Annotated in this window: 25 protein-coding genes and 11 tRNA genes; 33 read left to right on the forward strand and 3 right to left on the reverse strand. The window is 40.7% G+C overall.

Translation table 11 applies throughout. The annotated features are described in order from the left end of the window. The 4 genes from ACFX4H_RS26375 to ACFX4H_RS26390 form a co-directional block, all read left to right on the forward strand. Window positions 1–147, forward strand: a 147-nt coding sequence (locus ACFX4H_RS26375) for a cation:dicarboxylate symporter family transporter (RefSeq protein ID WP_377436580.1), incomplete at its 5' end; no start/stop codon positions are given. A 447-nt stretch (window positions 148–594) separates the two neighbouring features. Further along, entirely contained in the window at window positions 595–1,377 is a 783-nt protein-coding gene (locus ACFX4H_RS26380; protein ID WP_241637966.1) for a hypothetical protein, read from the forward strand. Window positions 1,378–1,889: 512 nt separating this feature from the next. After that, entirely contained in the window at window positions 1,890–2,972 is a 1,083-nt protein-coding gene (locus tag ACFX4H_RS26385) for a D-alanine--D-alanine ligase (RefSeq protein WP_063592377.1), read from the forward strand. Between the two features lie 152 nt (window positions 2,973–3,124). Continuing rightward, the gene (locus tag ACFX4H_RS26390) at window positions 3,125–4,507 is read left to right on the forward strand and encodes a UDP-N-acetylmuramoyl-tripeptide--D-alanyl-D-alanine ligase (protein WP_063592376.1); all 1,383 of its coding nucleotides are present in this window, start codon (window positions 3,125–3,127) and stop codon (window positions 4,505–4,507) included. A 50-nt stretch (window positions 4,508–4,557) separates the two neighbouring features. Here ACFX4H_RS26390 and ACFX4H_RS26395 read toward each other — a convergent pair whose 3' ends face one another. Beyond that, window positions 4,558–5,709 (reverse strand): PP2C family protein-serine/threonine phosphatase, encoded by a 1,152-nt coding sequence (locus ACFX4H_RS26395; protein ID WP_377436575.1) that lies wholly within the window; start codon window positions 5,707–5,709, stop codon window positions 4,558–4,560. A 1,230-nt stretch (window positions 5,710–6,939) separates the two neighbouring features. Between ACFX4H_RS26395 and cshA the strand changes: the two genes are divergently transcribed. The 3 genes from cshA (at window position 6,940) to ACFX4H_RS26410 (ending at window position 10,581) form a co-directional block, all read left to right on the forward strand. Continuing rightward, window positions 6,940–8,439 carry a degradosome RNA helicase CshA gene (gene cshA / locus ACFX4H_RS26400; protein WP_048682025.1) on the forward strand — a complete coding sequence of 500 codons (1,500 nt, stop codon included), beginning with the start codon at window positions 6,940–6,942 and terminating at the stop codon, window positions 8,437–8,439. Window positions 8,440–8,651: 212 nt separating this feature from the next. Continuing rightward, a complete protein-coding gene (locus ACFX4H_RS26405) occupies window positions 8,652–9,125 on the forward strand; it encodes a PH domain-containing protein (RefSeq protein ID WP_063592690.1) in 474 nt (157 codons plus the stop codon). Next, window positions 9,118–10,581: a PH domain-containing protein gene (locus ACFX4H_RS26410; protein WP_283866940.1), complete on the forward strand. Its 1,464-nt coding sequence runs from the start codon at window positions 9,118–9,120 to the stop codon at window positions 10,579–10,581. Before ACFX4H_RS26405 ends, ACFX4H_RS26410 begins: the two co-directional genes overlap by 8 nt. 26 nt (window positions 10,582–10,607) lie before the next feature. On the opposite strand, the gene ACFX4H_RS26415 is transcribed toward ACFX4H_RS26410, so the two are convergent. After that, window positions 10,608–11,198 carry a rhomboid family intramembrane serine protease gene (locus ACFX4H_RS26415; protein WP_063592372.1) on the reverse strand — a complete coding sequence of 197 codons (591 nt, stop codon included), beginning with the start codon at window positions 11,196–11,198 and terminating at the stop codon, window positions 10,608–10,610. Between the two features lie 107 nt (window positions 11,199–11,305). Between ACFX4H_RS26415 and acpS the strand changes: the two genes are divergently transcribed. The 14 genes from acpS (at window position 11,306) to ACFX4H_RS26485 (ending at window position 22,648) form a co-directional block, all read left to right on the forward strand. Next, complete coding sequence (gene acpS, locus ACFX4H_RS26420) at window positions 11,306–11,656, forward strand: holo-ACP synthase (protein WP_063592371.1); 351 nt, start codon at window positions 11,306–11,308, stop codon at window positions 11,654–11,656. A 242-nt stretch (window positions 11,657–11,898) separates the two neighbouring features. Continuing rightward, window positions 11,899–12,903, forward strand: coding sequence for a LolA family protein (locus tag ACFX4H_RS26425; protein ID WP_063592370.1), 1,005 nt, complete (start codon window positions 11,899–11,901; stop codon window positions 12,901–12,903). Between the two features lie 218 nt (window positions 12,904–13,121). Next, window positions 13,122–14,309, forward strand: a complete 1,188-nt coding sequence (gene alr, locus ACFX4H_RS26430) for an alanine racemase (protein ID WP_063592369.1) — start codon at window positions 13,122–13,124, stop codon at window positions 14,307–14,309. A 160-nt stretch (window positions 14,310–14,469) separates the two neighbouring features. Next, on the forward strand, window positions 14,470–14,751 hold the full coding sequence (locus ACFX4H_RS26435) for a CopG family ribbon-helix-helix protein (protein WP_034306380.1): 282 nt from the start codon (window positions 14,470–14,472) through the stop codon (window positions 14,749–14,751). Between the two features lie 7 nt (window positions 14,752–14,758). Then, window positions 14,759–15,109, forward strand: a complete 351-nt coding sequence (locus tag ACFX4H_RS26440; protein ID WP_034306610.1) for a type II toxin-antitoxin system PemK/MazF family toxin — start codon at window positions 14,759–14,761, stop codon at window positions 15,107–15,109. Between the two features lie 415 nt (window positions 15,110–15,524). Next, a complete protein-coding gene (locus ACFX4H_RS26445; protein WP_048682050.1) occupies window positions 15,525–16,352 on the forward strand; it encodes an RsbT co-antagonist protein RsbRA in 828 nt (275 codons plus the stop codon). 2 nt (window positions 16,353–16,354) lie between these two features. Next, the gene (locus tag ACFX4H_RS26450; RefSeq protein WP_048682053.1) at window positions 16,355–16,711 is read left to right on the forward strand and encodes an STAS domain-containing protein; all 357 of its coding nucleotides are present in this window, start codon (window positions 16,355–16,357) and stop codon (window positions 16,709–16,711) included. A 3-nt stretch (window positions 16,712–16,714) separates the two neighbouring features. Beyond that, window positions 16,715–17,116 (forward strand): anti-sigma regulatory factor, encoded by a 402-nt coding sequence (locus tag ACFX4H_RS26455; protein WP_048682056.1) that lies wholly within the window; start codon window positions 16,715–16,717, stop codon window positions 17,114–17,116. Window positions 17,117–17,125: 9 nt separating this feature from the next. Continuing rightward, the gene (locus tag ACFX4H_RS26460) at window positions 17,126–18,136 is read left to right on the forward strand and encodes a PP2C family protein-serine/threonine phosphatase (RefSeq protein ID WP_063592368.1); all 1,011 of its coding nucleotides are present in this window, start codon (window positions 17,126–17,128) and stop codon (window positions 18,134–18,136) included. A 59-nt stretch (window positions 18,137–18,195) separates the two neighbouring features. Next, a complete protein-coding gene (locus tag ACFX4H_RS26465) occupies window positions 18,196–18,528 on the forward strand; it encodes an anti-sigma factor antagonist (RefSeq protein WP_034306369.1) in 333 nt (110 codons plus the stop codon). Beyond that, window positions 18,525–18,998 (forward strand): anti-sigma B factor RsbW, encoded by a 474-nt coding sequence (gene rsbW, locus ACFX4H_RS26470; RefSeq protein ID WP_034306366.1) that lies wholly within the window; start codon window positions 18,525–18,527, stop codon window positions 18,996–18,998. The genes ACFX4H_RS26465 and rsbW overlap by 4 nt, the downstream gene beginning before the upstream one ends. Beyond that, window positions 18,976–19,764 (forward strand): RNA polymerase sigma factor SigB, encoded by a 789-nt coding sequence (gene sigB / locus ACFX4H_RS26475; RefSeq protein WP_034306363.1) that lies wholly within the window; start codon window positions 18,976–18,978, stop codon window positions 19,762–19,764. Before rsbW ends, sigB begins: the two co-directional genes overlap by 23 nt. Beyond that, the gene (locus ACFX4H_RS26480; RefSeq protein WP_222620049.1) at window positions 19,761–20,372 is read left to right on the forward strand and encodes a PP2C family serine/threonine-protein phosphatase; all 612 of its coding nucleotides are present in this window, start codon (window positions 19,761–19,763) and stop codon (window positions 20,370–20,372) included. Before sigB ends, ACFX4H_RS26480 begins: the two co-directional genes overlap by 4 nt. 92 nt (window positions 20,373–20,464) lie before the next feature. Continuing rightward, on the forward strand, window positions 20,465–22,648 hold the full coding sequence (locus ACFX4H_RS26485) for a Tex family protein (RefSeq protein WP_377436578.1): 2,184 nt from the start codon (window positions 20,465–20,467) through the stop codon (window positions 22,646–22,648). A 74-nt stretch (window positions 22,649–22,722) separates the two neighbouring features. Here ACFX4H_RS26485 and cmpA read toward each other — a convergent pair whose 3' ends face one another. Beyond that, window positions 22,723–22,842, reverse strand: a complete 120-nt coding sequence (gene cmpA / locus ACFX4H_RS26490) for a cortex morphogenetic protein CmpA (protein WP_089364909.1) — start codon at window positions 22,840–22,842, stop codon at window positions 22,723–22,725. Window positions 22,843–22,925: 83 nt separating this feature from the next. Between cmpA and ACFX4H_RS26495 the strand changes: the two genes are divergently transcribed. From ACFX4H_RS26495 to ACFX4H_RS26550, 12 genes are all read left to right on the forward strand, one after another. Then, window positions 22,926–23,405, forward strand: a complete 480-nt coding sequence (locus ACFX4H_RS26495) for a SprT family protein (RefSeq protein WP_063592366.1) — start codon at window positions 22,926–22,928, stop codon at window positions 23,403–23,405. Window positions 23,406–23,537: 132 nt separating this feature from the next. Beyond that, a tRNA-Asn gene (locus ACFX4H_RS26500) sits at window positions 23,538–23,612 on the forward strand. An 8-nt stretch (window positions 23,613–23,620) separates the two neighbouring features. Then, a tRNA-Ser gene (locus ACFX4H_RS26505) sits at window positions 23,621–23,711 on the forward strand. Window positions 23,712–23,731: 20 nt separating this feature from the next. Then, window positions 23,732–23,803 (forward strand) — tRNA-Glu (locus ACFX4H_RS26510). A gap of 25 nt (window positions 23,804–23,828) precedes the next feature. After that, a tRNA-Asp gene (locus ACFX4H_RS26515) sits at window positions 23,829–23,904 on the forward strand. A gap of 79 nt (window positions 23,905–23,983) precedes the next feature. Next, window positions 23,984–24,058: transfer RNA gene (locus tag ACFX4H_RS26520), tRNA-Gln, on the forward strand. 9 nt (window positions 24,059–24,067) lie between these two features. Then, window positions 24,068–24,143, forward strand: a tRNA-Lys gene (locus ACFX4H_RS26525). A gap of 9 nt (window positions 24,144–24,152) precedes the next feature. Further along, a tRNA-Leu gene (locus ACFX4H_RS26530) sits at window positions 24,153–24,234 on the forward strand. A 59-nt stretch (window positions 24,235–24,293) separates the two neighbouring features. Beyond that, window positions 24,294–24,379: transfer RNA gene (locus ACFX4H_RS26535), tRNA-Leu, on the forward strand. An 18-nt stretch (window positions 24,380–24,397) separates the two neighbouring features. Beyond that, a tRNA-Arg gene (locus tag ACFX4H_RS26540) sits at window positions 24,398–24,474 on the forward strand. A gap of 7 nt (window positions 24,475–24,481) precedes the next feature. Then, window positions 24,482–24,558 (forward strand) — tRNA-Pro (locus ACFX4H_RS26545). Window positions 24,559–24,591: 33 nt separating this feature from the next. Continuing rightward, window positions 24,592–24,665 (forward strand) — tRNA-Gly (locus ACFX4H_RS26550). The last annotated feature ends 78 nt before the right edge of the window (window positions 24,666–24,743 follow it).

The following is a 24,743-nucleotide window of genomic DNA, read 5'->3' on the forward strand; positions in this document are numbered from 1 at the left end:
TTTATTGCCGGTATCGACCGTATTCTTGATATGGGACGTACAGTGGTAAACGTTATTGGTAATTCACTTGCGGCAATCGTTATCTCTAAATGGGAAGGTCAATTCAACCCTCCTTCCAAAAAAGAACTAGAACAACAAGTTTCTTAATACACAAAATCCAGAGTGAAATGTCACTCTGGATTTTTTTTATTTATTTTTTGAATGAAAAAGCGCTTTCTTATTTCTCGATGACTGTAAACTCTGCTTCCTTCAGATACTCAAGCACTTCAAGTTGAATTGTTTTATGGAGGAAACTACCTTCAGGCTTTAAAATACGGTTGATTTGTTTTCAAAGCTAATGTCGGTCATTTTGAGCTGGGGAAGCATCAGCAAAAAGGGAAGCGGCCCTATGAAATGAGTGAATGAATGATAAAACCATTTATGATCCATTCTTCGAATCCTATATTTTTTCCTATTGGTTAATATGGATTTTGGTTCATGTTATTTACCTGATGCAGATGATGATGATTAATATTGGGGTTATATAACTTACGTGAAACTCCAAAAGTTTGATAAAATAACATTATTGATTGAGAGCTCGGAGGGGGTCAGGTTATGAAGAATGAAAGTAATGATATCTTATACATGTATATGCAGGCTTCCGAACGGTTTGTCCTTTTTAATGGACTCAATTTTCGTGAATTCGTCAATTCGCTTCCGTATACCTTGGATTCGATCTTATTATTGAAACATCAATTCGATGGTGGGGAATACAATTTGAATGTCCTGCTTGAGAGCGCTTCATCCGAAGCTATTGCGAAACTCGTTAAAGAAAATGTCCGGGCATATGGAGATTTCTGTTGGATCGATTTTGAAGAAGCGGAAGGGCTGGATGAATTGGATGGAAGGGAAATAGCGGAACTTTTATATTTAGGACACGCTAAAACCCATCTGGATCCCCCGTTTTTCCGTAAATTGAATAACCAATTTGTGTACCTTGCCCAGGATGATGGCTGGTTCAATAAAATTTATTTTCGTTCTCTTTCGACATATTATATGATGTTAGGAAGTCTGATTCCGCTAAAGCTGGAGCCGTTAAAAGTAGAGAGGACGTGGCTTGGAATCAGAAAGAAAAAAGAGCTGACGGCGATTCCTGCAGAAATCATCGTTTCCTTGGCTCATATTCTGGCAGAGGGGCTCGTTTTTTCCTTTCGGGATGTTAAGTATACTAGAACGAAAATTGAGATACCGGCATGGGTCGTAGGGGATTATTTAAACATGGATGAAATGCATGATTCCTTTTCGGATAGAGATATTAAGGAGCCTGATGCATTTATTATCTTCAATCGAAAAGAGAAGATTTGGGAAAGCGTTATTAAAAATACACCATCTTCCTGATTTTGTTTGAAGTCTTTGAACTTTTTAGGTGTAAGACTTACCGTCTCGTGCATAAAAGATAAGAGAGGGAAACGTAGAGGTGTTCACAGGATGTGGCGGTTTTATCCTGTGTTCCGCTGAATAGTAATCATTGGAAAAGCCTCAATGATGGAAGTTTCGCTTTATCCCGCATTAACAGGCTGTAANACAGGATGTGGCGGTTTTATCCTGTGTTCCGCTGAATAGTAATCATTGGAAAAGCCTCAATGATGGAAGTTTCGCTTTATCCCGCATTAACAGGCTGTAAGAAGGCCTGTTGATAAATGTAATGAAAAATAAATGTGGTGAGCCAACAGCCTGTAAATGCCCGATTGCGACGCACAGGAGTTGCCAAAGGATGTGGCGGTTTTATCCTGTGTTCCGCTGAATAGTAATCATTGGAAAAGCCTCAATGATGGAAGTTTCGCTTTATCCGTTTTAGTGTAAAGTGATACAATGAACATGGTTAAAAGAATATTGGAGGGTAATAACTCATGAAAACTAAACTTGGTTTGCTTTATGGTGGAAAATCTGCGGAGCATGAGGTTTCTATGCAGACGGCTTTAGCAGTCATTAAAGCTCTCGATTTAGCAAAGTTTGATATATATCCGATTTACATAACAAAAGATGGTTCATGGATTAATGGACCAAAGTTAACAGGTCCTGCCGAGAACGTGGAGGCTTTGACATTTTCACCAGAAAAATCGAGCTCGCCTCTGGCCTTGCAAGCACATTCAACTGATGAAAATAGTGAATCAACAGGGTATGACGTAATTTTCCCATTGCTTCACGGACCGAATGGAGAAGATGGAACCGTACAAGGGATGCTGGAACTGTTGAACCTTCCTTATGTAGGGAATGGCGTTTTAGCTTCTTCAGCAGGAATGGATAAGGTCATCATGAAAAACATTTTTGCCCAGGCGGGACTTCCTCAAGTGAAATACACTTGGTTCATTCGTTCTGAATGGGAGAAGAATACTGAAAGTGCCATCAAAAAGGTAGCGGATGAATTGGGGTACCCTTGTTTTGTCAAACCTGCCAATTTAGGTTCAAGTGTCGGTATCAGCAAATGTAATGATGCTGATGAACTGGAAAAAGCGGTAGCGGAAGCTTTTCAATTCGATCGGAAGATCATCATTGAAGAAGGGGTCATTGCTCGTGAACTCGAGTTTGGTATTCTTGGTAATGATGAACCGTCTTGTTCAGTGGCAGGCGAAATCATCCCTAAAAAAGATTTTGCCTTCTATGATTATTCAGCAAAATATGTAGACGGTAATTCAGCGATGGTCATTCCGGCGGATATAACGGAAAGCGAGTATGCAGCTTTATCCGAAATGGCCATTACTGCCTTTAAGTCATTGGATTGCTCTGGATTGGTCCGCGCAGATTTCTTCTTGACGCATGAGGGGCAAATCTATATTAATGAAGTGAATACAATGCCTGGGTTTACTCCTTTCAGCATGTTTCCGTTATTGTGGAAGCACACAGGTGTCGACTATCCAGCGTTAATTGAAACACTCGTGAAACTTGCCTTGGAACGTCATCAGGAAAAACAACAAATCAAATATACAGTTTGATCATGCAGGTAAAGTATCAGTAAACTCCACAATCCATCATGCCTTGATTTGATGGATTCCAATCAGCAGGAACCGGTGCGATTTAAACTGGTTTCTGCTTCGTTTGGTTAACGGAGAGCGATTAACGGTTCGATGAATGTAGGAGGAACAAAATGATAAAGAGAACGTTAAAACAAGTACATGAAATGGCAGAGGGATTGAATGATATCAGTCCATTCCAGTCCAAAGGAATTAAAGGGGTTACCATCGATTCAAGAACGGTTAAGGAAGGATGTTTGTTCATTCCGCTTAAGGGTGAGCAGGTTGACGGCCATGAGTATGTCAAGCAGGCTTTAGCGCAAGGGGCTGCAGCTTCCTTTTGGCAAAGGGATGTTCCGAATCCTCCTGATGATTTACCGATAATCATTGTCGAAAACACTGAGAAAGCACTTCAGCAATTGGCGCGTTCTTACCGCCAGGAGTTGAATATAAAAGTCATTGGGATAACAGGGAGCAATGGTAAGACCACTACGAAAGATATGACCGCTGCGCTGCTGGCCACTGCCTATAAGGTTCATAAAACCAATGGAAACTTCAATAATCATTTAGGTTTGCCGCTAACGATACTTTCTATGGCACAGGATACGGAAGCGGCTGTTTTGGAAATGGGGATGAGCAGCCGCGGTGAAATCGAGTTCTTATCCAAAATGGCAAAGCCTGATGTAGCGATCATTACCAATATCGGTGAGTCACACTTATTGGATTTAGGATCACGCGAGGAAATCGCGAATGCGAAGTTGGAAATTGTCGAAGGTTTGGCGAAAGATGGAACGCTGATATATCATGGTGATGAACCATTGCTTCGCAATCGGATCAAAAAGGATTTTCCTGATTTAAACGTAATATCTTTTGGACGTACGGAAGAAAATGATTTATATCCACAGTCCATTAGCCAAGGGGCAGACAGTACCACGTTTACAATCGCAAGCGGTGATAAGGAGATCGGTTATGAGATACCTGTGTTAGGTCATCATAATGTTCTTAATGCGTTGGCGGCCATCTTGGTTGCAAAAGAATTCAATGTGGATGATTCTTCGATCCGTAAAGGCCTATCGACCATTCAGTTAACTAATATGAGGATGGAATTGGTTGAAGGCGCAAAAGGGCAGAAAATCATCAATGATGCATATAATGCCAGTCCAACTTCAGTCAAGGCGGCAGTGGAGTTGGTTGAGGGCTTATCTGGATTCGAGAATAAGATCCTTGTATTGGGAGATATGTTGGAATTAGGGCCGCAGGAAAAAGACTTTCATACGAAAATTGGTGAATTGATTTCCAATGAGCGGATTGATAAGATTTTCACATATGGTCCTTTAGCCGAGTTTATTGCCAAGGGAGCGAGTAAGTCTTTTTCATCGGAGCAGGTTCGCCCTTTTCAAAATAAGCAGGAGCTTATAGAGGAACTTAAGTCGTCCACACAGGAAAATGACATCATACTTGTTAAAGCTTCCAGGGGCATGAAGCTGGAGGAAGTCGTTCAAGCTCTACAAAAATAAAAAATAAAGAAAAGGCCGTTTCTTTTTTGAAACGGCCTTTTTTATTGTCTTTAAAACAGTGTCCCGGCTATAATGCAGATGTCATCGTTAATCACTGAATGCCTCATCCTTGAGACCAACAGCTCCTGAAGAAGGTCATTTGTATCGAGATGGACATTTTCAATGAATTCCCTCTCGATATTGTCAGATCGGTCGATGGCGGAAGGTGTGGGCGTTTTAGACAGTCCGTCTGTATAGATGATGAAACGGCTTCCTGGTTCATAATGAAAGACTATTTTTTTTATGGGCAATTCGGGGATCAGTCCGCTTGGGGCGGCCCCTTCGTTTAAGTTGAGAATTTGATTGGTGCATGGGGAATACAAAAAGGCCGAAGGAAGTCCGGAGTTCACATATTCGATGAGTCGATCCTTTGTATTCACGTATGCGATGAAGGCTGTAATACGAGCATGTTTTTTGTTTTCCCGATTAACTCCTTGAAATAGTTCCCGGATATGTTTGCCCAGTTCCTCCGTTATGTATATGGGGTCTTTGACCCGTTTGATAAGGTCGGGCATCAAAGTCCTTATGGACATGTTTATAAGTGCTGTGTGGATGCCTTTTCCAAATACATCGATCATGATGAAGCCGTATATCCTGTCGCCGACCTCCGCCCAGTAAAATAAATCCCCAGAAAGCTCACTCGAAGGCTGACAAAGGCCTTTGACCTCTATATCTTCATTATTGATCGACAAAGGTAAACTTGAAAGTTGAATCCCCTTTGCAATTCGCAGGCTCCTTGCTGATTTTTGGTGTATCTTTTCAAGCTCTTGCCCCTTCATTTTTGCCGAAAACAATTGCATGCTGATGTTTTTGAGTGACTTTAATTTAATCCGGACTTCTACTGAATCGGCAGGGACTGCCATGGTTTCATAAAAGGTCTTTTCCGGTAAGGTCTGTGGGGGCTCCATTCCTAAAGCGCGTTTGTAAATGAATAAGATAGGGATTTCGTGAGATTCAGCTAAGGCAAATAAAGAAGTTTGCTGCCAAGAATCTGTTGATATGTGCAAAGGCAAAATAAATAATGATTTCATTAAGTCCGATGAATCTTCGAATAGATGACTTTGATTGAGTGGATCCTCCAAAAAAGTGACTTTCTTGTTCATTTTCTTTAAGATTCGACCAAAATCCTTACATAAAGGAACATCTATTGTGAATATGTTCATATAACCCCCCGTTGATTTGTTGATAGGTCAATCATACTGCATTTAGACTTATTTACTATAATTTTTACACAAAAAGATGAAATTTTCGAAAAATGAATGATCCCATATACCTGGAAATTCATTCATGATAAGCCCTTTCTTCCTATGGGGGTAATCGTGGAAGGGTGTTATCATTAGATTTAATCCTTCCTGAAAAAGGTTTCTTGAAACTATTTGATTTAAACTCATATCATATATAAATGGATGTTCGTTTTGTGAAAAATTCACATGTATATAGTTAGTGGTTTGGAATGGTTAATCCCGAACCGTTATTTTAAAACAGGAATAGGTTACTGAAATCCTCCCAACTGGATTCCTTAAGCTAACTGTCGTTACAGTCTGAATCCACTTACGCATGATAGGTTATAGTAACTAAGGTAATTCTGTTGAATAAATCAGCTGCACAATTATCAGGTGGAGATATCCAATTTAACCGTTTTTAAAACGATCTAAAGTTTTAGTAACTCTGAATGGGACGATATCCTTTATTGCATTAACAGTTTGAAAATGGTAATATGAGTATGAGTTTAAATGTCTTATCATTGATGATTATTTAAATTAATCAGGTTGAGGCAACAAAATTGTATGTTCTTACATGTTTCATGAGTTCATTCTTGAGATTATTTTAGATTAAATAGGCCGCGCGTCTGGTCATATATAAAAGCTGCATCTCTTGGCGGCTTTAGTAGCTATTAGGGAATCAAGCCGCATTTTTAGCGCTTTTCCACTTCTGCAAATCCTCAACGCACCGGGCCTGTTTTGTATAAGAATCTTGGCTCTCGTCAAGTTTTGTTCATCCAGCCTTTTTAAGTTTGATGAATAATAGGTGCAGCAGCCCTCACCTGAATAAAACGGTCAAACACCGTTTATGCTACTTTTAATTTTCCATATTGAATTTAATTTTGGTTACATGTACTTTTAAAAAGATGAGCGTAGGTTAATGATAAGTTTACACGTGCGCGAAATTAAAAATGCCAGTGAATGTCCGTACTGGTATATTTCCTTTTTAAAAAATCATATTGAGTTCATTTGAACTAAAAGGCAGACATACTTTTAGGTGATAATGATAAACTTTTTATTAAGAGATAAAGAAGAACATCCGTCATGATGATGAGGATTTGAACTAAAACATCTGTGCATGATTCATGAATGCACGTGTAAATTTACGATATAAAAAGGAGTACGAAAACATTGACATTGTTTAGCGAATTAGGATTAGATAGAACGTCCATGAAATCAATAGAAAAAATGGGATTTGAGGAAGCGAGCCCGATTCAATCCCAAACGATACCTCTAGCACTTGAAGGTAAAGATATAATCGGTCAAGCACAAACAGGAACAGGTAAAACAGCAGCATTCGGTATTCCATTGATGGAAAACATCGATATCAATAACGAAAACGTGCAAGGGATCGTCATCGCACCTACACGTGAGCTTGCCATTCAAGTTTCCGAGGAACTTTTCAAGCTTGGTTACGGAAAACGTGCTCGTGTACTTGCAGTTTATGGTGGACAAGACATCGACCGTCAAATCCGTGCTTTAAAGAAAAAACCACATATTATCGTTGGTACGCCTGGTCGTCTTTTAGACCATATCAAACGTAAAAATATTAAATTAGGCGGAGTTCACACTGTAGTTCTTGATGAAGCGGATGAAATGCTTAACATGGGATTCATTGAGGATATTGAATTAATCCTTTCAACGGTTCCTGATGAAAGGCAAACATTGCTTTTCTCAGCTACAATGCCTGATCCGATCCGTAAAATTGCTGAAAGATTCATGCAAGAACCAGTTCTTGTACGTGTAAAAGCTAAAGAAATGACAGTGGATCGTATCGAACAATATTACTTGGAGTTAAAAGAAAGTGAAAAATTCGATACACTTGCACGCCTTTTCGATATTCAAACACCGGATCTTGCGATCGTCTTCGGACGTACGAAACGCCGTGTAGATGAATTGGCATCTGCATTGAATATCCGCGGTTATATGGCTGAAGGCATTCATGGTGACCTTAGCCAGGCAAAACGCCTTTCTGTATTGAAAAAGTTCAAAGACCGCAGCATCGATGTGCTCGTTGCTACTGACGTTGCTGCACGTGGACTTGATATTTCCGGCGTTACTCACGTATACAACTTTGATATCCCTCAAGATCCGGAAAGCTACGTTCACCGTATTGGACGTACAGGACGTGCGGGTAAACATGGTATAGCCATTACGTTTGTAACACCAAGAGAAAGAGGCCAACTGCATGCAGTTGAACATACAACGAAAAAACGTATGGAGAAACTTAAGACTCCTACGTTAACTGAAGCGTTGGAAGGTCAACAAAAAGCAGTAACGGAAAAAATCCTTAATACAATCGAGAATGAGGATTTAACTTTATATCTTGGTCAAGCGGAAGAGTTATTGCAAAAACATAGCGCAGCGGATTTAGTTGCAGCCATGCTTAAATCAATGACAAAAGAACCGGATCAAACGCCTATCAAGTTAACGGAAGAATCTCCATCTCCAATGCGTCGCAATCGCGGAGGAAGCGGATCTTCTGGCAACAGACAGCGCAATGGCCGCAGTTCTTCAGGCAGAAAAGATTACGGCAGCGGATCAGGGAAACGCCCAAGCACGAACCGTAAATCGAATGGTTACGGAAATCGCAGCACGAGCCAAAAAAGAGAAAAAACTAATAAGATTTAATTGAATTGGGAATGCCGCTCATTTGAGCGGCATTTTTTTTATGTGCATCTCCAACTCTTCATGAAAGGTGTCCTCGGTTTTTGGATGGAATGCTCAAAGCCTTTGTTTGAAAAGGGGTTAATTTCCAGTATTTAAATATAGTATAATGGATGAAAGCAAGGATGGATGATGATGATTCGATTAGCATTACCTGTCCGGAAGAGGAGAAACACATGGAACCTGAAAATCGTATATCGAATAAGGCCTTAACCGTATGGAAAATCAGTGGTCTTATTAGCTGTTCAATAACCTGGATTATAAGCATCGCCGTACTCGTGCTTACAATCATTTTTGATTGGACATATTGGGTGATTGGCGCGTTGGTCCTAATTTCGACAATCCAATCCTTTCTTGCCATCTTTCTGATTCCGTCGGTTAAATGGAAGAGGTGGCGTTACGAGGTAAGAAATACTGAAATTGATATCCAAAGTGGTATTTTCATCATTAAAAGAACACTCATTCCAATGATAAGGGTTCAGCATGTTGAAACGAAGCAAGGGCCATTATTAAGAAAATACGATTTAGCCTCCGTTGAAATTTCCACTGCAGCGACTCTTCATGTTATCCCTGCCTTGGACCTTGCAGAGGCAGATGAATTGCGGCATTATATTTCGAGAATGGCAAGTGTGGAGGAAGAAGATGTCTGATCCTAAAAGGCTTCACCCCATAGCTGTATTGCTTAACATCATTAAATCGATTAAGGAGTTAGTCATCCCTTTTTTATTAGTGGTCGTCATTCCTGGGAAGAATGAAGGAATTCCCGGATGGATACAACCGCTGGTCATTGCCATTATTATACTTTTGATTATAGGGAATGCATTCTTGCAATGGTTACGCTTTACATATCGGATAGAAGAGGGAGAATTCAGAATTGAGTCCGGGGTATTCGTAAGGAAGAAACGGTATATAAAGTTTGATCGGATTCATAGCATGGATATATCAGAGGGCATCATCCAGAGGGTATTCAGCCTTGTGAAGCTGAATATTGAAACGGCAGGCGGGTCTCAGGCGGATGCCGTATTATCAGCCATAAGGAAAAGTGATGCGGATCGAATCAATGCTTATATAAGCGAGGAAAAAAATGCGTATAACCCATTTGATAGGGATAAAGATGAAGTCGCGGATAATGAAATTGTTGCAAAATCATCTTCCGTTTTTAAGCAGACGCTGCCGCAGTTATTCGCTATGGCTGCCACTTCGGGAGCGGTAGGTGTTTTCCTATCCGGGGCAGTCGCTTTTATTTCACAGTTCGATGAAATGATACCTTTTCAGAGAATATTTAAGGATTATGAAAATTTTATTGAAATGGGGACCTTCATTCTGACCTTGTTTGCCCTTGTGGCTTTATTGGCGGTTTATGTGCTGGCCACATTAAGTATGGTAATTAAATACGCTTCCTTTACCGTGATAAAAACGGATGAGGAGATCGTTATTTCCAGGGGGCTTCTCGAGAAAAGACGGCTGACAATCCCTATCCATAAAATTCAAGGTATCCGGATCATGGAGAATTTAATTCGAAAGCCATTGGGATTGGCGACGGTTTATATTGAATATGCGGGAGGGAGCATGGAAGATAAAGAAAGTCTTTCCATCATGCTGTTCCCTTTAATCAGAAAGAAGCATTTACAGAAGAAAATCATGGAAATTTTACCGGTTTATGAAACGGATACGGAGATGACACCAATACCCAAGCGTGCACTTTCCAGGTATGTGTTTCGAAAGTTTCTATACCTCATCCCGATCATCGGTGCTTTGGTATGGTTTTTCAGACCTTGGGGTTATCTTTCCTTCTTGCTTGTACCGTTGGCGATTCTTTGGGCATACATGCAATATAGAGATGCAGGTTGGAGCATAGAAGGGAATTTATTGCTATTGAGCAGCCGTTTTTTCTCGAAGCAAACATTGATCATGCAGAGAAGCAGAATTCAATCAATCACATATAAAAAAAGCTGGTTTCAGAATCGAAAAGAATTAGCCACCATTACAGCATCGATTAAATCAGGAATTACCTCCCGGGTCGGTATGGTTGCTGATGTGGAAGAAAAGGATTGCCTAATAATTAAATCATGGTATTCACCTAAAAAAACAGTCGACTCCCAATGATTGAAAGGAAGAGTCGGCTGTTTGGCCTACCATTTTTTTCTTAAGAATAATGGAGCTGTTAAAAAGCCGGTTGCCATTCCAGCCAAATGACCGACAACGTTGATCTGCGGCTGGATGAAAGTCATGATAATGGCAATTCCGGTCAATGTATATACTGTATTTCTTTCGTTGTTAGTAAAATTGGTTTTATTGAACAGCACAAGATATAGAAAGAATCCGAGTAAACCAAAAATTGCTCCGCTAGCACCTACGTGGTTATATGTCAGTGGGTTAATCAGGAAGGTTGCGATATTGGCAAGGATCCCTGTCGATAAAAAGAAGATTGAAAACTTGAAGGCTCCAAGTAATTTCTCCAGGAATGGACCAAAGATGGCAAGTGAGAATCCATTAAACAGTAAATGTGTAAACGTGCTATGTAGAAAGATGGGGGTGATCAAACGCCACCATTGTCCATCAGCGATATATAAATTCACACCTGTGCCATAATAAAAGAGTGCATTGCCGGGAAGTACGGGGAAAAGGACGAGAACGAATACAAGCATCATAATGAGTATGAGCACAGTTACAGCTCGATAAGAATTTGCATATTCACGGAAGCTTTCTGTTCTTGTAAACATAAATTCCTCCTTATATCGTTTTTAATTAGATACAATATTATCATTTTCAGGTAAAAGAGTCCTCCTAATGATATGCAACTTATTAAATTAATAGAAGAGGTGTCAAAGTGATTAAAGGTATAGGCGTGGACATTACTGAGTTGGATAGAATGGAAACATTGATTAATCGGCAACCCCGTTTAAAGGAGCGTATATTGACGGAAAGTGAAATCTTGATTTTCGAAAAGTTAAATGGAAGAAGGAAGGTCGAGTATTTTGCTGGCCGTTTTGCGGCAAAGGAGGCTTTTTCAAAAGCGTACGGTACAGGGATCGGTAAGCACTTATCCTTTTTGGATATTGAAATCATCTCGGATGATAAAGGGAAGCCGGTGATTTCAAAGCCGTTTTCTAAAGGGGTCCACCTTTCGATTAGCCATAGCAGGGATTATGCGGTTGCTCAAGTCGTAATTGAAGGGTGAGTGGAGTTTTGTCCAATCGGGTCATAAACCTTAAGGTTGTCTCATATACATTTAGTGCTATAGGGAGACAAGGCCCGGTAAAAGGTACATGGCAGAGTAGGTGCTCTCGAAAAGTTTTTAGCCGGATCGAGAAATGGTCCTGTCTAAAATACTGAGGAATTTAAAACATCAGTCGAGCCAATGTCCGAATCCTGCCTTTTCCTCTCCCTTTTACGTTCAAATGACAAAAAGGGGTTGAAAAGATGAAGAAGATGGTAATGCTTTTTGCAGGGATCATGCTCTTGCTTGCTCTTTCTGCTTGCGGCCAAAAATCGCAGAGTGACGTAGTGAGTGAATTGAATGAGAAGCTTGGTGAAATGAAAGGATATAAAGCTAACGCGAAGATGACATTAAAGATGGGGACGGAACCTCAAGTGTATAATGTGGAGATTTGGCATAAGGACCCTTCTTTTTACCGCGTGAATCTGAAAAATGAAGAGAAAGATCAAAGCCAGATGATTTTGAAAAATGATGATGGTGTATACGTTTTGACGCCTGCTTTGAATAAAAGTTTTAAATTTCAAAGCGAGTGGCCGGAGAACAGCAGTCAGGCCTATTTGTTCGAGTCGTTGGTGAAAGACATTACGGAAGATAAAAGTGCGACATATAAAGAAACGGATAAACACTATGTCTTTGAAACGAAAACGCGCTACCAAAACAATAAAATGTTGCCATATCAAGAGATTACTATAAACAAAAAGGATTTATCCCCAGTCAGTGTAAAAGTCATGGACCCTGATAGGACCGCTTTGGTTCTTGTTGAATTCTCAAAAGTAAAATTCGATACGAGTTTTGATAAAGATTCATTTGACATGAAGAAAAACATGACAAGTGCACAACTTGAAGCTCCCGTTATGGCAGAAGTCCAAAATGAGGGGTTTGCAGTGAAATACCCTGAAAATATTGGCGATATGAATTTAACGGAAGAAAAAGAAATTACGACGGAAAAGGGAGAACGTGTCGTTTTGACCTATGAGGGTACAAAAAGTTTTACATTAGTTCAGGAAAAAGCTGAGGTAGTCCAAACTTCCGTTTCGACGAATGTGAATGGAGAACCTGTTGATTTGGGTTATACTGTCGGGGCCATGACGGGAAATACGATTGCATGGACTTTTGAAGGTGTCGATTACATGATAGCGTCAAAGGATTTGTCACAGGAAGAGATGATAGAAGTCGCCCGTTCGGTTGGGGAAGATCCAGTCAAATAGGATTACATAACAAGCTGATGTTTCCCGTCTCCTTACGAAGGTTTCTTCTAGGTAGGATAGGCGGGGAAGCGGCTTGTTGACCTTTTTTAACCCATTATTTGATTTAGGCTGGCAGCCGGGAAATGAGGATCAAGGTGAAAAAGCACTTTATCTTTCTAGCGGTTGGTTATAGAATGGTCCTATAATGAAACGAAAACTTCGCTACTGGGAAGAATCTTATGGTGAGTGTAGGAAAGAAGGAAAAGGTCTTGGAAACGAAAGTATTTCATCGAGATACGTGGGCAGAAGTAAATTTGGATAATATTTTTGAAAATATCTCTTCAATGAAAAAAAGTCTGAAAAAGGGCGTTAGTCTTTTCGCTGTCGTCAAAGCCAATGCTTATGGCCACGGGGACTATGAAGTGGCTAAAACGGCGCTTGATGCGGGGGCGGATTTTTTAAGTGTAGCTTTTTTGGATGAAGCTCTTGCCTTACGGAAAAAAGGTATATTGGCCCCGATTCTTGTCCTTGGGGCTTCTAGGCCTGAAAGTGCAGCGCTTGCTGCCGAGCATGGTATTTCCGTGACGGTTTTCGATGAAGCATGGTTGGAGAAGGCAAAGGATTTGTTGAAACCGGGACAAGTTTTGCAAATCCATGTAAAAGTGGATAGCGGCATGGGGAGAATCGGCATTCGAGATAAAGGTCAACTCATGAAAGTGGAAAGTTTGCTTAAGAGGGAAACTTGTTTCAATTTCCAAGGGATATTCACTCATTTCGCGACTGCGGATGAAATGAAGACGGACTTATATGAAAAGCAGCTTGCCTTTTTTAAAGGGATGCTTTCCGAATTGACGGGAAAGCCGGAATATGTTCATGCAGCCAATAGTGCAGCTTCTTTAAGGTTCACCGATTCAGAATGGAATGCAGTAAGAATGGGGATTTCCATGTATGGTTTGAGTCCTTCCATGGAGATGAAGCCGATATTGCCATTTCCATTAAAACAGGCTATATCATTGAGAACGGAGATGGTCGCGGTTAAACAGCTTGCTAAGGGTGAAAGCGTTAGCTATGGAGCGACTTATACGGCTGAAGGTGATGAATGGATTGGAACTTTGCCAATCGGATATGCTGACGGCTGGATCCGTAAGCTGCAAGGTCAGGAAGTTCTTGTGGATGGAAAAAGAGTGCCCATAGTCGGAAGGATTTGCATGGATCAATGCATGATCAAGCTGCCTGGACCATACCCTGTAGGAACTGTGGTCACATTAATCGGGAATGATGGGGATGAATCGATTACTGTCGATGAGATAGCGGCAAAACTGGAAACGATCAACTATGAGGTGACATGCATGATAGGAGCAAGAGTGCCCCGCATATATTTGAAAGACAATCAGGTGAATCATGTACGTAACTTCATTTTGGAATGAGCGGATTGTAAAAAAATCCTAAGATTGTGAATAAGATTTCCTTTATTATGCTGATAATAGGATTGAGAATAGAATATACTCTTTGCAGATAGGCATTTTAATGGTAATATTGAAAAGGATATATAATAAAGGTGTGTAGTGATGGTGGAGGTGTATGTTTGTGTCTGAATCCAGCGCAACAAGAGAGATATTAATTCGATTACCTCAAAATTTTTTAACAGAGTTAGACGGGTATGCGAGTGAGGAAAATGTGAATCGCAGTGAATTTATTTATCGTGCCACAAAAATGTATCTTCGCGAACGTAAAAAGAAAGAGTTTCGTGAATCGATGAAACGCGGTTATATTGAAATGGCGGCCATTAATTTAACGATTGCTTCTGAAGCCTTCCAGGCTGAATTCGAGGCTGGTCATTGCGTTGAACGATTAGTTAGCGGAGGCTGAGCCATTGATTGTTGTTAAGCGTGGTGACGTATACTTCGCAGACCTTTCCCCGGTAGTCGGTTCAGAGCAGGGTGGAACCCGTCCGGTACTAATTTTACAAAACGATATTGGTAATCGCTTTAGTCCGACTGTGATCGTGGCAGCCATTACAGCTCAAATTCAAAAAGCGAAATTGCCTACACATGTTGAGATTAATGCAAAAAAGTACGGATTCGAACGGGATTCCGTCATTTTATTAGAACAGATCCGGACAATCGATAAGCAGCGTTTAACTGATAAAATTACGCATCTTGACGAACCGATGATGCAAAAAGTCAATGAAGCTTTGCAAATAAGTTTAGGCCTCATTGAGTTTTAAAGAAAATTTTTCCCGTTAAACCGGGCGTTATTATAATACAAATCATTCTTGATATTATTTAGATGGCACGATTCCTGTACTGTGGGAATCGTGTTTTTTTTTATGAAATAACATAAACATGTGTCCAAAAAGTAAACAGGGAGGAAATATGAAAAATTTGACGAATAAAAACATTATACAGTTAGATATTGGATGGAATGTCATTGTTTTTTTTGGTATCTCCCTAACTTTTCATTTATTTATGTTTTTCTTACCTGAATTTCGGGTATGTAGTTATGTTGTAAATACCTAAAAAAAGCAAAAGTGCAGTGGAGAAACTCGAAGGAAATCCAAATGGAAATAACATTACAGTTAGTTAACATCCTTGTGACGTGGACAGGGAAACATAGCAATTGTGTTAGAATGGGAGGATATTATGAATCAATTGGTTTACGATTTTATTAAGCAAAATCAAGATTACATCCTTACTGAGTGGATGGGCATCATGAAGGAAAGTACGGACGAAAGATTAATTAAAGTTGTCTCAGATCGAATGTTCACGCAAACGAGCAGTGAATTTATAGATATGATCATCACGAACGTTGATAGTAAAAACAAGGAATTCACATTGAAGCTTTCAGATTTTGCCGAGAAAGTCGTCCAATTGGGATGGCCTCTTACTTTCGTCAATGAAGGACTTCATAAGTTCACGTTAATTGTCATTAATGGAATGGTGGAAAAGGGTCTCGTTACTCCTGATAATCAAGTCAATCTCGTTAACCATTTGGATAAATGGGCGACACCGATAAATAATGAAATAGTCAATATATATACTCAAACTTGGGAAAGAACCGTTTCCATGCAAAAAATAGCGTTGCAAGAACTTTCGGCACCGCTCATTCCTGTATTGGAAGGAATTACGGTAATGCCGCTGATTGGTACGATTGATACGGAACGAGCCAAACAGATAATGGAAAACCTGTTGACTGGCGTGGTTAAGCATAGATCTGAAGTCGTTCTTATTGATATTACGGGCGTGCCGGTCGTGGATACCATGGTTGCCCACCATATCATTCAAGCAGCGGAAGCAGTCCGATTAGTGGGCGCCAAATGTATACTATGCGGCATCCGTCCTGAAATAGCTCAAACCATCGTTAATCTTGGCATTAATTTAAATGAAGTGATTACAAAGAATACGTTGAAAAAAGGGATAGAAGTTGCGTTGGAATTAACGAGCCGTAAGATCGTAAAGGTGGAGGGATAAGTATGAGGATTCCGATATTAAAGCTTTATGACTGCTTGTTAGTCTCTATACAGTGGGAATTGGATGATGTGACAGCCCTTCAATTTCAAGAGGATTTACTGCATAAGATTCATGAAACAAGCGCGAATGGCGTTGTTATAGATATTACCTCAATAGATTTTATTGATTCTTTTATCGCAAAGGTATTAGGCGATGTCTTTAGCATGTCTAAGCTTATGGGGGCCAAAGTTGTAATTACGGGAATCCAGCCTGCTGTTGCAATAACATTGATTGAACTAGGAATTAGTCTCGATGATGTTCTGACAGCATTAGACTTAGAGAAAGGCCTGGAGAAATTACAACAGGAATTGGGGGATTAAAGAATGGAGTTCCAATCCTGCGTAAAAATCATAAATGAATGGGACATCGTAGCTGCAAGGCAGCTCGGAAGAAATGTCGCTAAAGAGTTGGGGTTCGGTACTGTAGACCAGGCCAGAATCACAACGGCCATTAGCGAATTGGCCCGAAACATATACCTATATGCTGGACAAGGCAGTGTTAGCATAGAAAAGCTAAATATAAATGGGAAGTCAGGATTGAAAATCATTGCAGAAGACCAAGGGCCGGGAATTGAGGATATCCGCAGAGTCATGGAAGATGGATATACCACCTCAGGGGGGCTGGGGGCAGGCCTTCCTGGAGCCAAACGTTTAATGGATGACTTTGATATTGAATCGATACCAGGTGAAGGGACTAAGATTATCGCGACGAAATGGCTCCGTTAGGGGGGGACTATGGATATTAGGGAGAACATGGAGAAAAAGTATCATGAGGCGCTTTCTACTTATCTTAAAGACCAAAATGAGCAGGCACTCTATCAAGGGCAGAAGATTAGCCGCCTACATATCAAATACAATATATCTCCAGAAGAAATCATAAGTATGCATAAAAATAACTTAATGGAACTTTACCCGGAATTACCGGGGAAAGTATTGGATTCTTTCGATTTTCTGCTAGAAGTCATGATGGGCTACGGCATTGCATACCGTGAACATCAAAGCCTCAGACATCAACAGCAGGAATTGAAAACGGAAATCGAGATAGCGGCAAACGTTCAACATACTCTTTTGGAAACGGAAATTCCTGATATCAAAGCTCTTGAAATTGGGGCGATCAGTGTTCCTGCGAGGCAGATGAACGGGGATTACTATCACTTCGTCCAGGATGAAAATGAGCGTATAGGTGTTGGGATAGCCGATGTCATAGGAAAAGGGATCCCTGCTGCGCTGTGCATGTCGATGATCAAATATGCGATGGACAGTCTTCCGGAGCATCGACATGAACCGAAAAGTGTACTTGAGAGTTTGAACCGGGTTGTGGAGCATAATGTTGATCCAAGCATGTTCATAACCATGTTCTATGGTTTATATGATCCGCATGACAGGCAATTTTCCTATGCTTCAGCTGGACATGAACCTGGATTTTACTATGACGCAGCTACAGGTGCTTTTAGCGATTTGGATGCAAAGGGCTTGTTGCTTGGCGTTGATAAAAAAACAAGGTATCGCCAATATGAAAAAACGGTGAATCGTGGCGACATGATCATTTTATTATCTGACGGAGTAACGGAGTGCCGTACGAATGATGGGTTCATAGAAAGGGAAACGCTTATTGGTTTGATTAAAAAAAATATGCATTTGCAAGCCCAGGAAATGGTGAATAATATATATAAACAATTGGAGAAAATGCAGAACTTCCAACTGAGGGATGATTTTACATTAATAATTTTAAAATCAAATGTTTAGTATTGTTTCTGCTGGGTATAGATATAGGAATGAAGAGGATTTGAAGAGGTGGGTCAAGGATGAATATAACAGTAGATGTTAATGAGTTGAATACTGAATTTAATGTAAAACTAAAAGGTGAAATCGATGCTTATACTGCGCCGAAACTAAGAGAATCACTATTTCCAATTTCAGAGCAGGAAAATGTTTCGATTACTATTGATCTAACTGAAGTTTCGTATATGGATAGTACGGGACTTGGGGTATTTGTAGGTGCTTTTAAAAGTGTTAGGGCACATAATGGCGAGTTCACGTTAGTTGGATTATCGGAAAGGTTACGACGTTTATTTGATATAACAGGTCTTGCAGATATCATTGATATAAAAAGTGGTACAGAGGGTGGGTTAGAATGAGTCAAGTATATGATTACATCGAAATGAAAATACCTGCAAAACCAGAATTCATCGGTGTCATTCGTTTAACGCTTTCTGGAATTGGAAGCCGGATGGGATTTGCGTATGATGAAATAGAGGATTTGAAAATCGCTACCAGTGAGGCTTGTACAAATGCGGTACAGCATGCATACAAGGATTCTGAAAAAGGTGAAGTGAAAGTAAGTTTCGGCCTTTATCCTGACCGTTTGGAGGTCATGGTTTCCGATAGTGGCAAGAGCTGTAATTTCGAGGAGGTTCGTCAAGGGCTAGGTCCATACGAAAATGGACAAAAAGTCGAACTTTTGAGAGAAGGAGGCTTGGGTCTTTACCTTATTGAAACTCTGATGGATGATGTGAAAATTCATCAGCATGATGGGGTTACTGTATTTATGACTAAGTTTTTAGAAGGAGAGCAGGTGGAGATGGATGCAAAAACAGTCTCAACCTAATCAGGCACAAAGAGAACAGGTAAATGAATGGATCAGAGCTTACCAGCAGAATCAAGATGAAGAAGCGCAGAGTAATCTCGTCATCCATTATAAAAGTTTGGTTGAAACAATCTCCCGTAAGTATGCGAAAGGGAAATCATTTCAGGAGGATATCTCCCAAGTCGGCATGATTGGTCTATTAGGTGCCATTCGACGATATGATGAATCTTTCGGTAAGAGCTTTGAGGCATTTGCCGTCCCCACTATTATCGGGGAAATCAAAAGGTTCCTTCGTGACAAAACATGGAGTGTCCATGTGCCAAGGAGAATTAAGGAACTAGGTCCGAAAATCAGGGTGACTGTCGAGGAGTTAACGACAACTCTGCACCGTTCACCAAGAATAGATGAAATAGCCGATAGTATTGGCGTGACCGAGGAAGAAGTTTTAGAGGCGATGGAAATGGGAAAAAGCTATCAAGCTTTATCCGTGGATCATTCTATTGAGGCGGATTCTGATGGCGGCACTGTCACATTGCTTGATATATTCGGAAATGTCGATGAAGGTTTTGAAAAGGTCAATCAGCGTCTTGTGCTTGAAAAGGTGCTTCATGTGCTGAGTGACCGTGAAAAGATGATCATTCAACATACTTATTTAGAGAATTTAAGCCAGAAAGAAGCTGGCGATAAGCTTGGGATTTCCCAAATGCATGTGTCAAGGCTCCAACGCCGCGCGATCAAGAAACTTCAAGAAGCCATTAATGCTGAAAACTCGGAGTTAATTCAGTGATCAAAGATATTCTAAGGGGAGAAAAAATAGAAGTCCTTGTCTCACAATCGTCTAAAAACGGGATGGTTTACTGTGGTGATGATTACTTTTTTCTTCATACGGAAGAATACTTTGTATGTGTCCTGGCAGATGGGCTAGGCAGCGGGAAAAATGCATACGATTCCTCCCATGCCGTCATCGAGGAAGTTAAACGTAATCATGAGTTGGATGTGGAAGCACTAATGGCAGTGTGCAATCAAGTTTTAGTCGATAAACGGGGGGCAGCCGTTTCCATTTTGAAAATCTTTTATGATAAGAATGAATTTGTATACAGTTCAGTGGGCAATATCCGCTTTTTCCTGTATAATCCAAACGACGATAAACTCGTTTACCCTTTACCTGTTACAGGGTATTTATCCGGCAGGAAACAAAAATACAGGACGCAAAGATACAAATACGAACCAAATGCTAAATTCATTCTTCATTCCGATGGTTTGGAACTTAAGGGAGCTAAGTCTTTTTTAAAAAGGCTGGTCCCTATCGATAAGAACGCCCAATGCATATTAAAAAGCAGTCCATTAACTGCAGATGATACAACTTTCATTTTAGGAAGCTTACTTTCGCCATAATTCGGAAGTGAGCTTTTTTGTATGGAATTCGCAACTTCATCGCTCATTTGCTAGACTATATATATTAGAGCAAAAGGTTGGAGGTAAACAAAATGATCGTTGTAGAAGATACATTAAAAGAATTGATAAAACAAATATCCAATGAGCTGACTTTGAAAAATCATCAAGTTCAAAACGTCATACAGATGCTGCAAGAGGGGAATACTGTCCCTTTTATTGCACGGTATAGAAAAGAAATGACGGGTTCACTTGATGAAGTGCAGATTCGTTCCATTATGGAAAGATGGAACTATCTAGAAAACCTTGGCCAGAGGAAAGCGGAAGTTACTCGTTCAATTGGTGAACAGGGGAAATTGACGGAAGAATTAACAAAACAAATCGAAAAGGCCACAAAACTGCAGGAAGTCGAGGATTTATACAGGCCATTCAAACAAAAAAGGAGAACGAAAGCGACAGTTGCTAAAGAAAAGGGGCTTGAACCACTGGCCAATTGGCTTTTGGAATGTCAAATGCATCCTCGAGTCAGCGAAAAAGCAGCTGAATTCATATCGGCAGAAAAAGAAGTTCCTTCTATTGAAGAGGCTATTGCAGGTGCGCAGGATATCATAGCTGAACATATTTCCGATGATGCAGAATTAAGGAAGTGGATAAGGGCCGAAATTTTCAAAGCTGGAAAAGTGATTTCAACTGTGAAAAATGAAGAGAAGGACGAGAAAAAAATCTTCGAAATGTACTATGAGTATGAGGAGCCGGTTCAAAGAATCGTACCTCATCGGGTGTTGGCGCTGAATAGAGGTGAAAAGGAGGAGGTTTTGCGAATCTCCATTCAGCCCCGGAATGAAGTCATCGTTGGTCATCTGGAACGTAAAATCATTAAAAATAACAAATCTGAAGCCCAAGTTGTTCTTAAATCTGCGATAGAGGATGGACTTAAGCGTTTGATCATGCCTTCTGTAGAGCGGGAGATCAGAAAAGAGCTGACGGAAAAAGCTGAGGATCAAGCTATCCACATTTTCTCTGAAAACCTCCGGAACCTGCTCTTGCAGCCCCCGCTTAAAGGAAAAGTGGTCCTCGCCTTAGATCCGGCATATAGGACTGGCTGTAAGCTCGCTGTCATTGATGAAACCGGAAAGGTACTTGATATAAGTGTAATCTATCCGCATCCTCCTGCTGCGAAACTTCATGCTGCACGTGAAAAAACGATCGATATACTTCAGCGGTTCTCGGTTGAGATCGTGGCAATCGGCAATGGAACGGCATCACGTGAATCAGAGCAATTCATTGCAGATATTTTAAAAGAAGTGAAAGGGAACATTTCATATATCATTGTTAATGAAGCGGGAGCCAGTGTGTATTCAGCTTCGGATATAGCACGTGAAGAGTTTCCGGATCTTCAAGTTGAACAGAGAAGCGCAGTTTCGATAGGCAGAAGGCTTCAAGATCCCCTTGCTGAACTTGTTAAAATTGATCCGCAATCTGTGGGGGTAGGCCAGTATCAACATGATGTGTCTCAGAAAAAGTTAACGGAATCCCTCACCTTTGTAGTGGAAACAGCTGTTAACCAGGTGGGTGTTAATGTCAATACCGCTTCATCGTCTCTCTTACAATATGTAGCAGGTTTATCAAAATCTGTTGCTCAAAATATCGTGAAGAAAAGAGAAGTGGAAGGGAAATTTCAAAGCAGGAAGGAATTAAAGAAGATTCCCCGGCTTGGTGCCAAAACATATGAACAATGTATAGGATTCTTACGTATCATTAATGGAGATGAACCTTTAGATCAAACCGCGATACATCCTGAGAACTACAGTGCCGTGAATAAATTATTGAAGAAAATGGGATTCACATCTGTGGATTTAGGCAGTGATGCACTGAATGAAGAGTTAGGTAAGCTAAATCCAGCTGATTTGGTCAATGAATTGGAAATTGGGGAAATTACGATCAAAGATATCATCGATGATTTAATGAAACCGGGAAGAGATCCTCGGGATGAGTTATCAAAACCGCTGCTTAAGCAGGATGTACTAAAAATGGAGGATCTGCAAACTGGGATGGAGTTACAAGGTACAGTGAGGAATGTTGTGGATTTTGGTGCGTTTGTGGACATCGGTGTTAAACAGGATGGACTGGTGCATATTTCTAAACTGAGCAACCGGTTTGTAAAGCACCCATTGGATGTAGTTGCCGTTGGGGATGTTGTCACAGTCTGGGTCGAACTAGTTGACTCCCAAAAGCAAAGGGTATCTTTAACGATGCTCGAGCCAAAGGATCAAAACTAGCCTAAGGTAAGCTCCTTCTATATTAGAAGGGGTTTTTTTGAAATGATGTATTTATATTTGGAACAATGTCGAATCTATAATCTGAGACTTTCTTTCTTTTGATAAAAAAACCAACATTGATTCAACATCTTCACTTGATAATAATCCTTTTCATAAAAGGCTTTGCGGATTTGATTCTGGAACCAATTAGGCATAGCTTTTCCTCCCTTAGTTTCCTATTGTATTATTAGTCTATGTTATAATGGGTTGTCATGTTACCAAGGAAAGGGAGGGGGAAATGGATAATCGTCAATTGCAAAAACTAGTAGAAGAAATTTCGTTGAAAGACTTTAAAAAGGCCTTTAGTCATCAAGCGAGTTTTAATCCGCGTCTCCGGACAACAGGAGGACGATACTTGCTCCGTTCACACAATATAGAAATAAATAAGAAGTATCTTGATGAACGCGGTGTGGAAGAAATGATTGGAATCATTAAGCATGAATTGTGCCATTACCATCTGCACATCGAGAAGAAGGGGTACCAGCATCGTGATGCGGACTTTAAGCATTTACTCAAAAAAGTGGGGGCACCGAGATTTTGCGAGCCGCTGCCATCTAACCAATTAAAGAAAAAGATGAATACAATTCAATATAAATGTGAAGACTGTCAGCAGGTATATATAAGAAAAAAACGAATCGACACTACCCGTTTCGTTTGTGGTAAATGTCGTGGAACATTGATTTACCAAGGGTTTAAGGAGCAAAAAACAAAAAAATAAAAAAACACAAAAGAACTCTTGACTTTAGGTTGCAACCTCTTTATAATCATAAGAGTCGACAAGATAACAACTTGTCCTTAACGACAAACACTAAGGTCCTTGAGCGTGAAAAAGGAACCCAATCTTCATTATTCCGCAGTAGCTCAGTGGTAGAGCATTCGGCTGTTAACCGAACGGTCGTAGGTTCGAGTCCTACCTGCGGAGCCATTTTTTTTGGGGAAGTACTCAAGAGGCTGAAGAGGCGCCCCTGCTAAGGGTGTAGGTCGCGTAAGCGGCGCGAGGGTTCAAATCCCTCCTTCTCCGCCAGTTACACATTTTTATATCAAGGCCCATTGGTCAAGCGGTTAAGACACCGCCCTTTCACGGCGGTAACACGGGTTCGAATCCCGTATGGGTCACTTTCTTATGCACAATCAAAATACTGGTCCCGTGGTGTAGCGGTTAACATGCCTGCCTGTCACGCAGGAGATCGCGGGTTCGATTCCCGTCGGGACCGCCATTTTTTCTAAAAAAACACTTGCCAAATAAATATTATCGTGATATAATATTATCCTGGCTGTTAATTAGTATTTGATTATTGGGCTATAGCCAAGCGGTAAGGCAACGGATTTTGATTCCGTCATGCGAAGGTTCGATCCCTTCTAGCCCAGCCATTTTATTTAGAGCCATTAGCTCAGTTGGTAGAGCATCTGACTTTTAATCAGAGGGTCGAAGGTTCGAATCCTTCATGGCTCACCATTTATTTTCGCGGGTGTGGCGGAATTGGCAGACGCACCAGACTTAGGATCTGGCGCCGCAAGGCGTGGGGGTTCAAGTCCCTTCACCCGCACTGATATTTTTCTTCTTGACATCAAGTTGAAAAGGTGTTAAAATTACAAAGTCGCTTTCGCGGTCGTGGCGGAATGGCAGACGCGCTAGGTTGAGGGCCTAGTGGGGGAAACCCCGTGGAGGTTCGACTCCTCTCGGCCGCACCAATAACATCATAGGAATTAGCGCCCGTAGCTCAATTGGATAGAGCATCTGACTACGAATCAGAAGGTTGTAGGTTCGACTCCCGCCGGGCGCACCATATTTTACGGGAAGTAGCTCAGCTTGGTAGAGCACTTGGTTTGGGACCAAGGGGTCGCAGGTTCGAATCCTGTCTTCCCGACCATTCTTTCTTTCTGAAAATAATTTAAAATTAAATGCGGGTGTAGTTTAGTGGTAAAACCTCAGCCTTCCAAGCTGATGATGAGAGTTCGATTCTCTTCACCCGCTCCATTATTGCTCTTTGAAAACTGAACAAAACAAAGCGCCAACGTTAAATTTTAAGTGAGCACACACTATCAAAAAAGCAAA

Origin of the sequence: Peribacillus sp. YIM B13477 (genome assembly GCF_042787955.1) — a bacterium.
Taxonomy (GTDB): domain Bacteria; phylum Bacillota; class Bacilli; order Bacillales; family DSM-1321; genus Peribacillus; species Peribacillus frigoritolerans.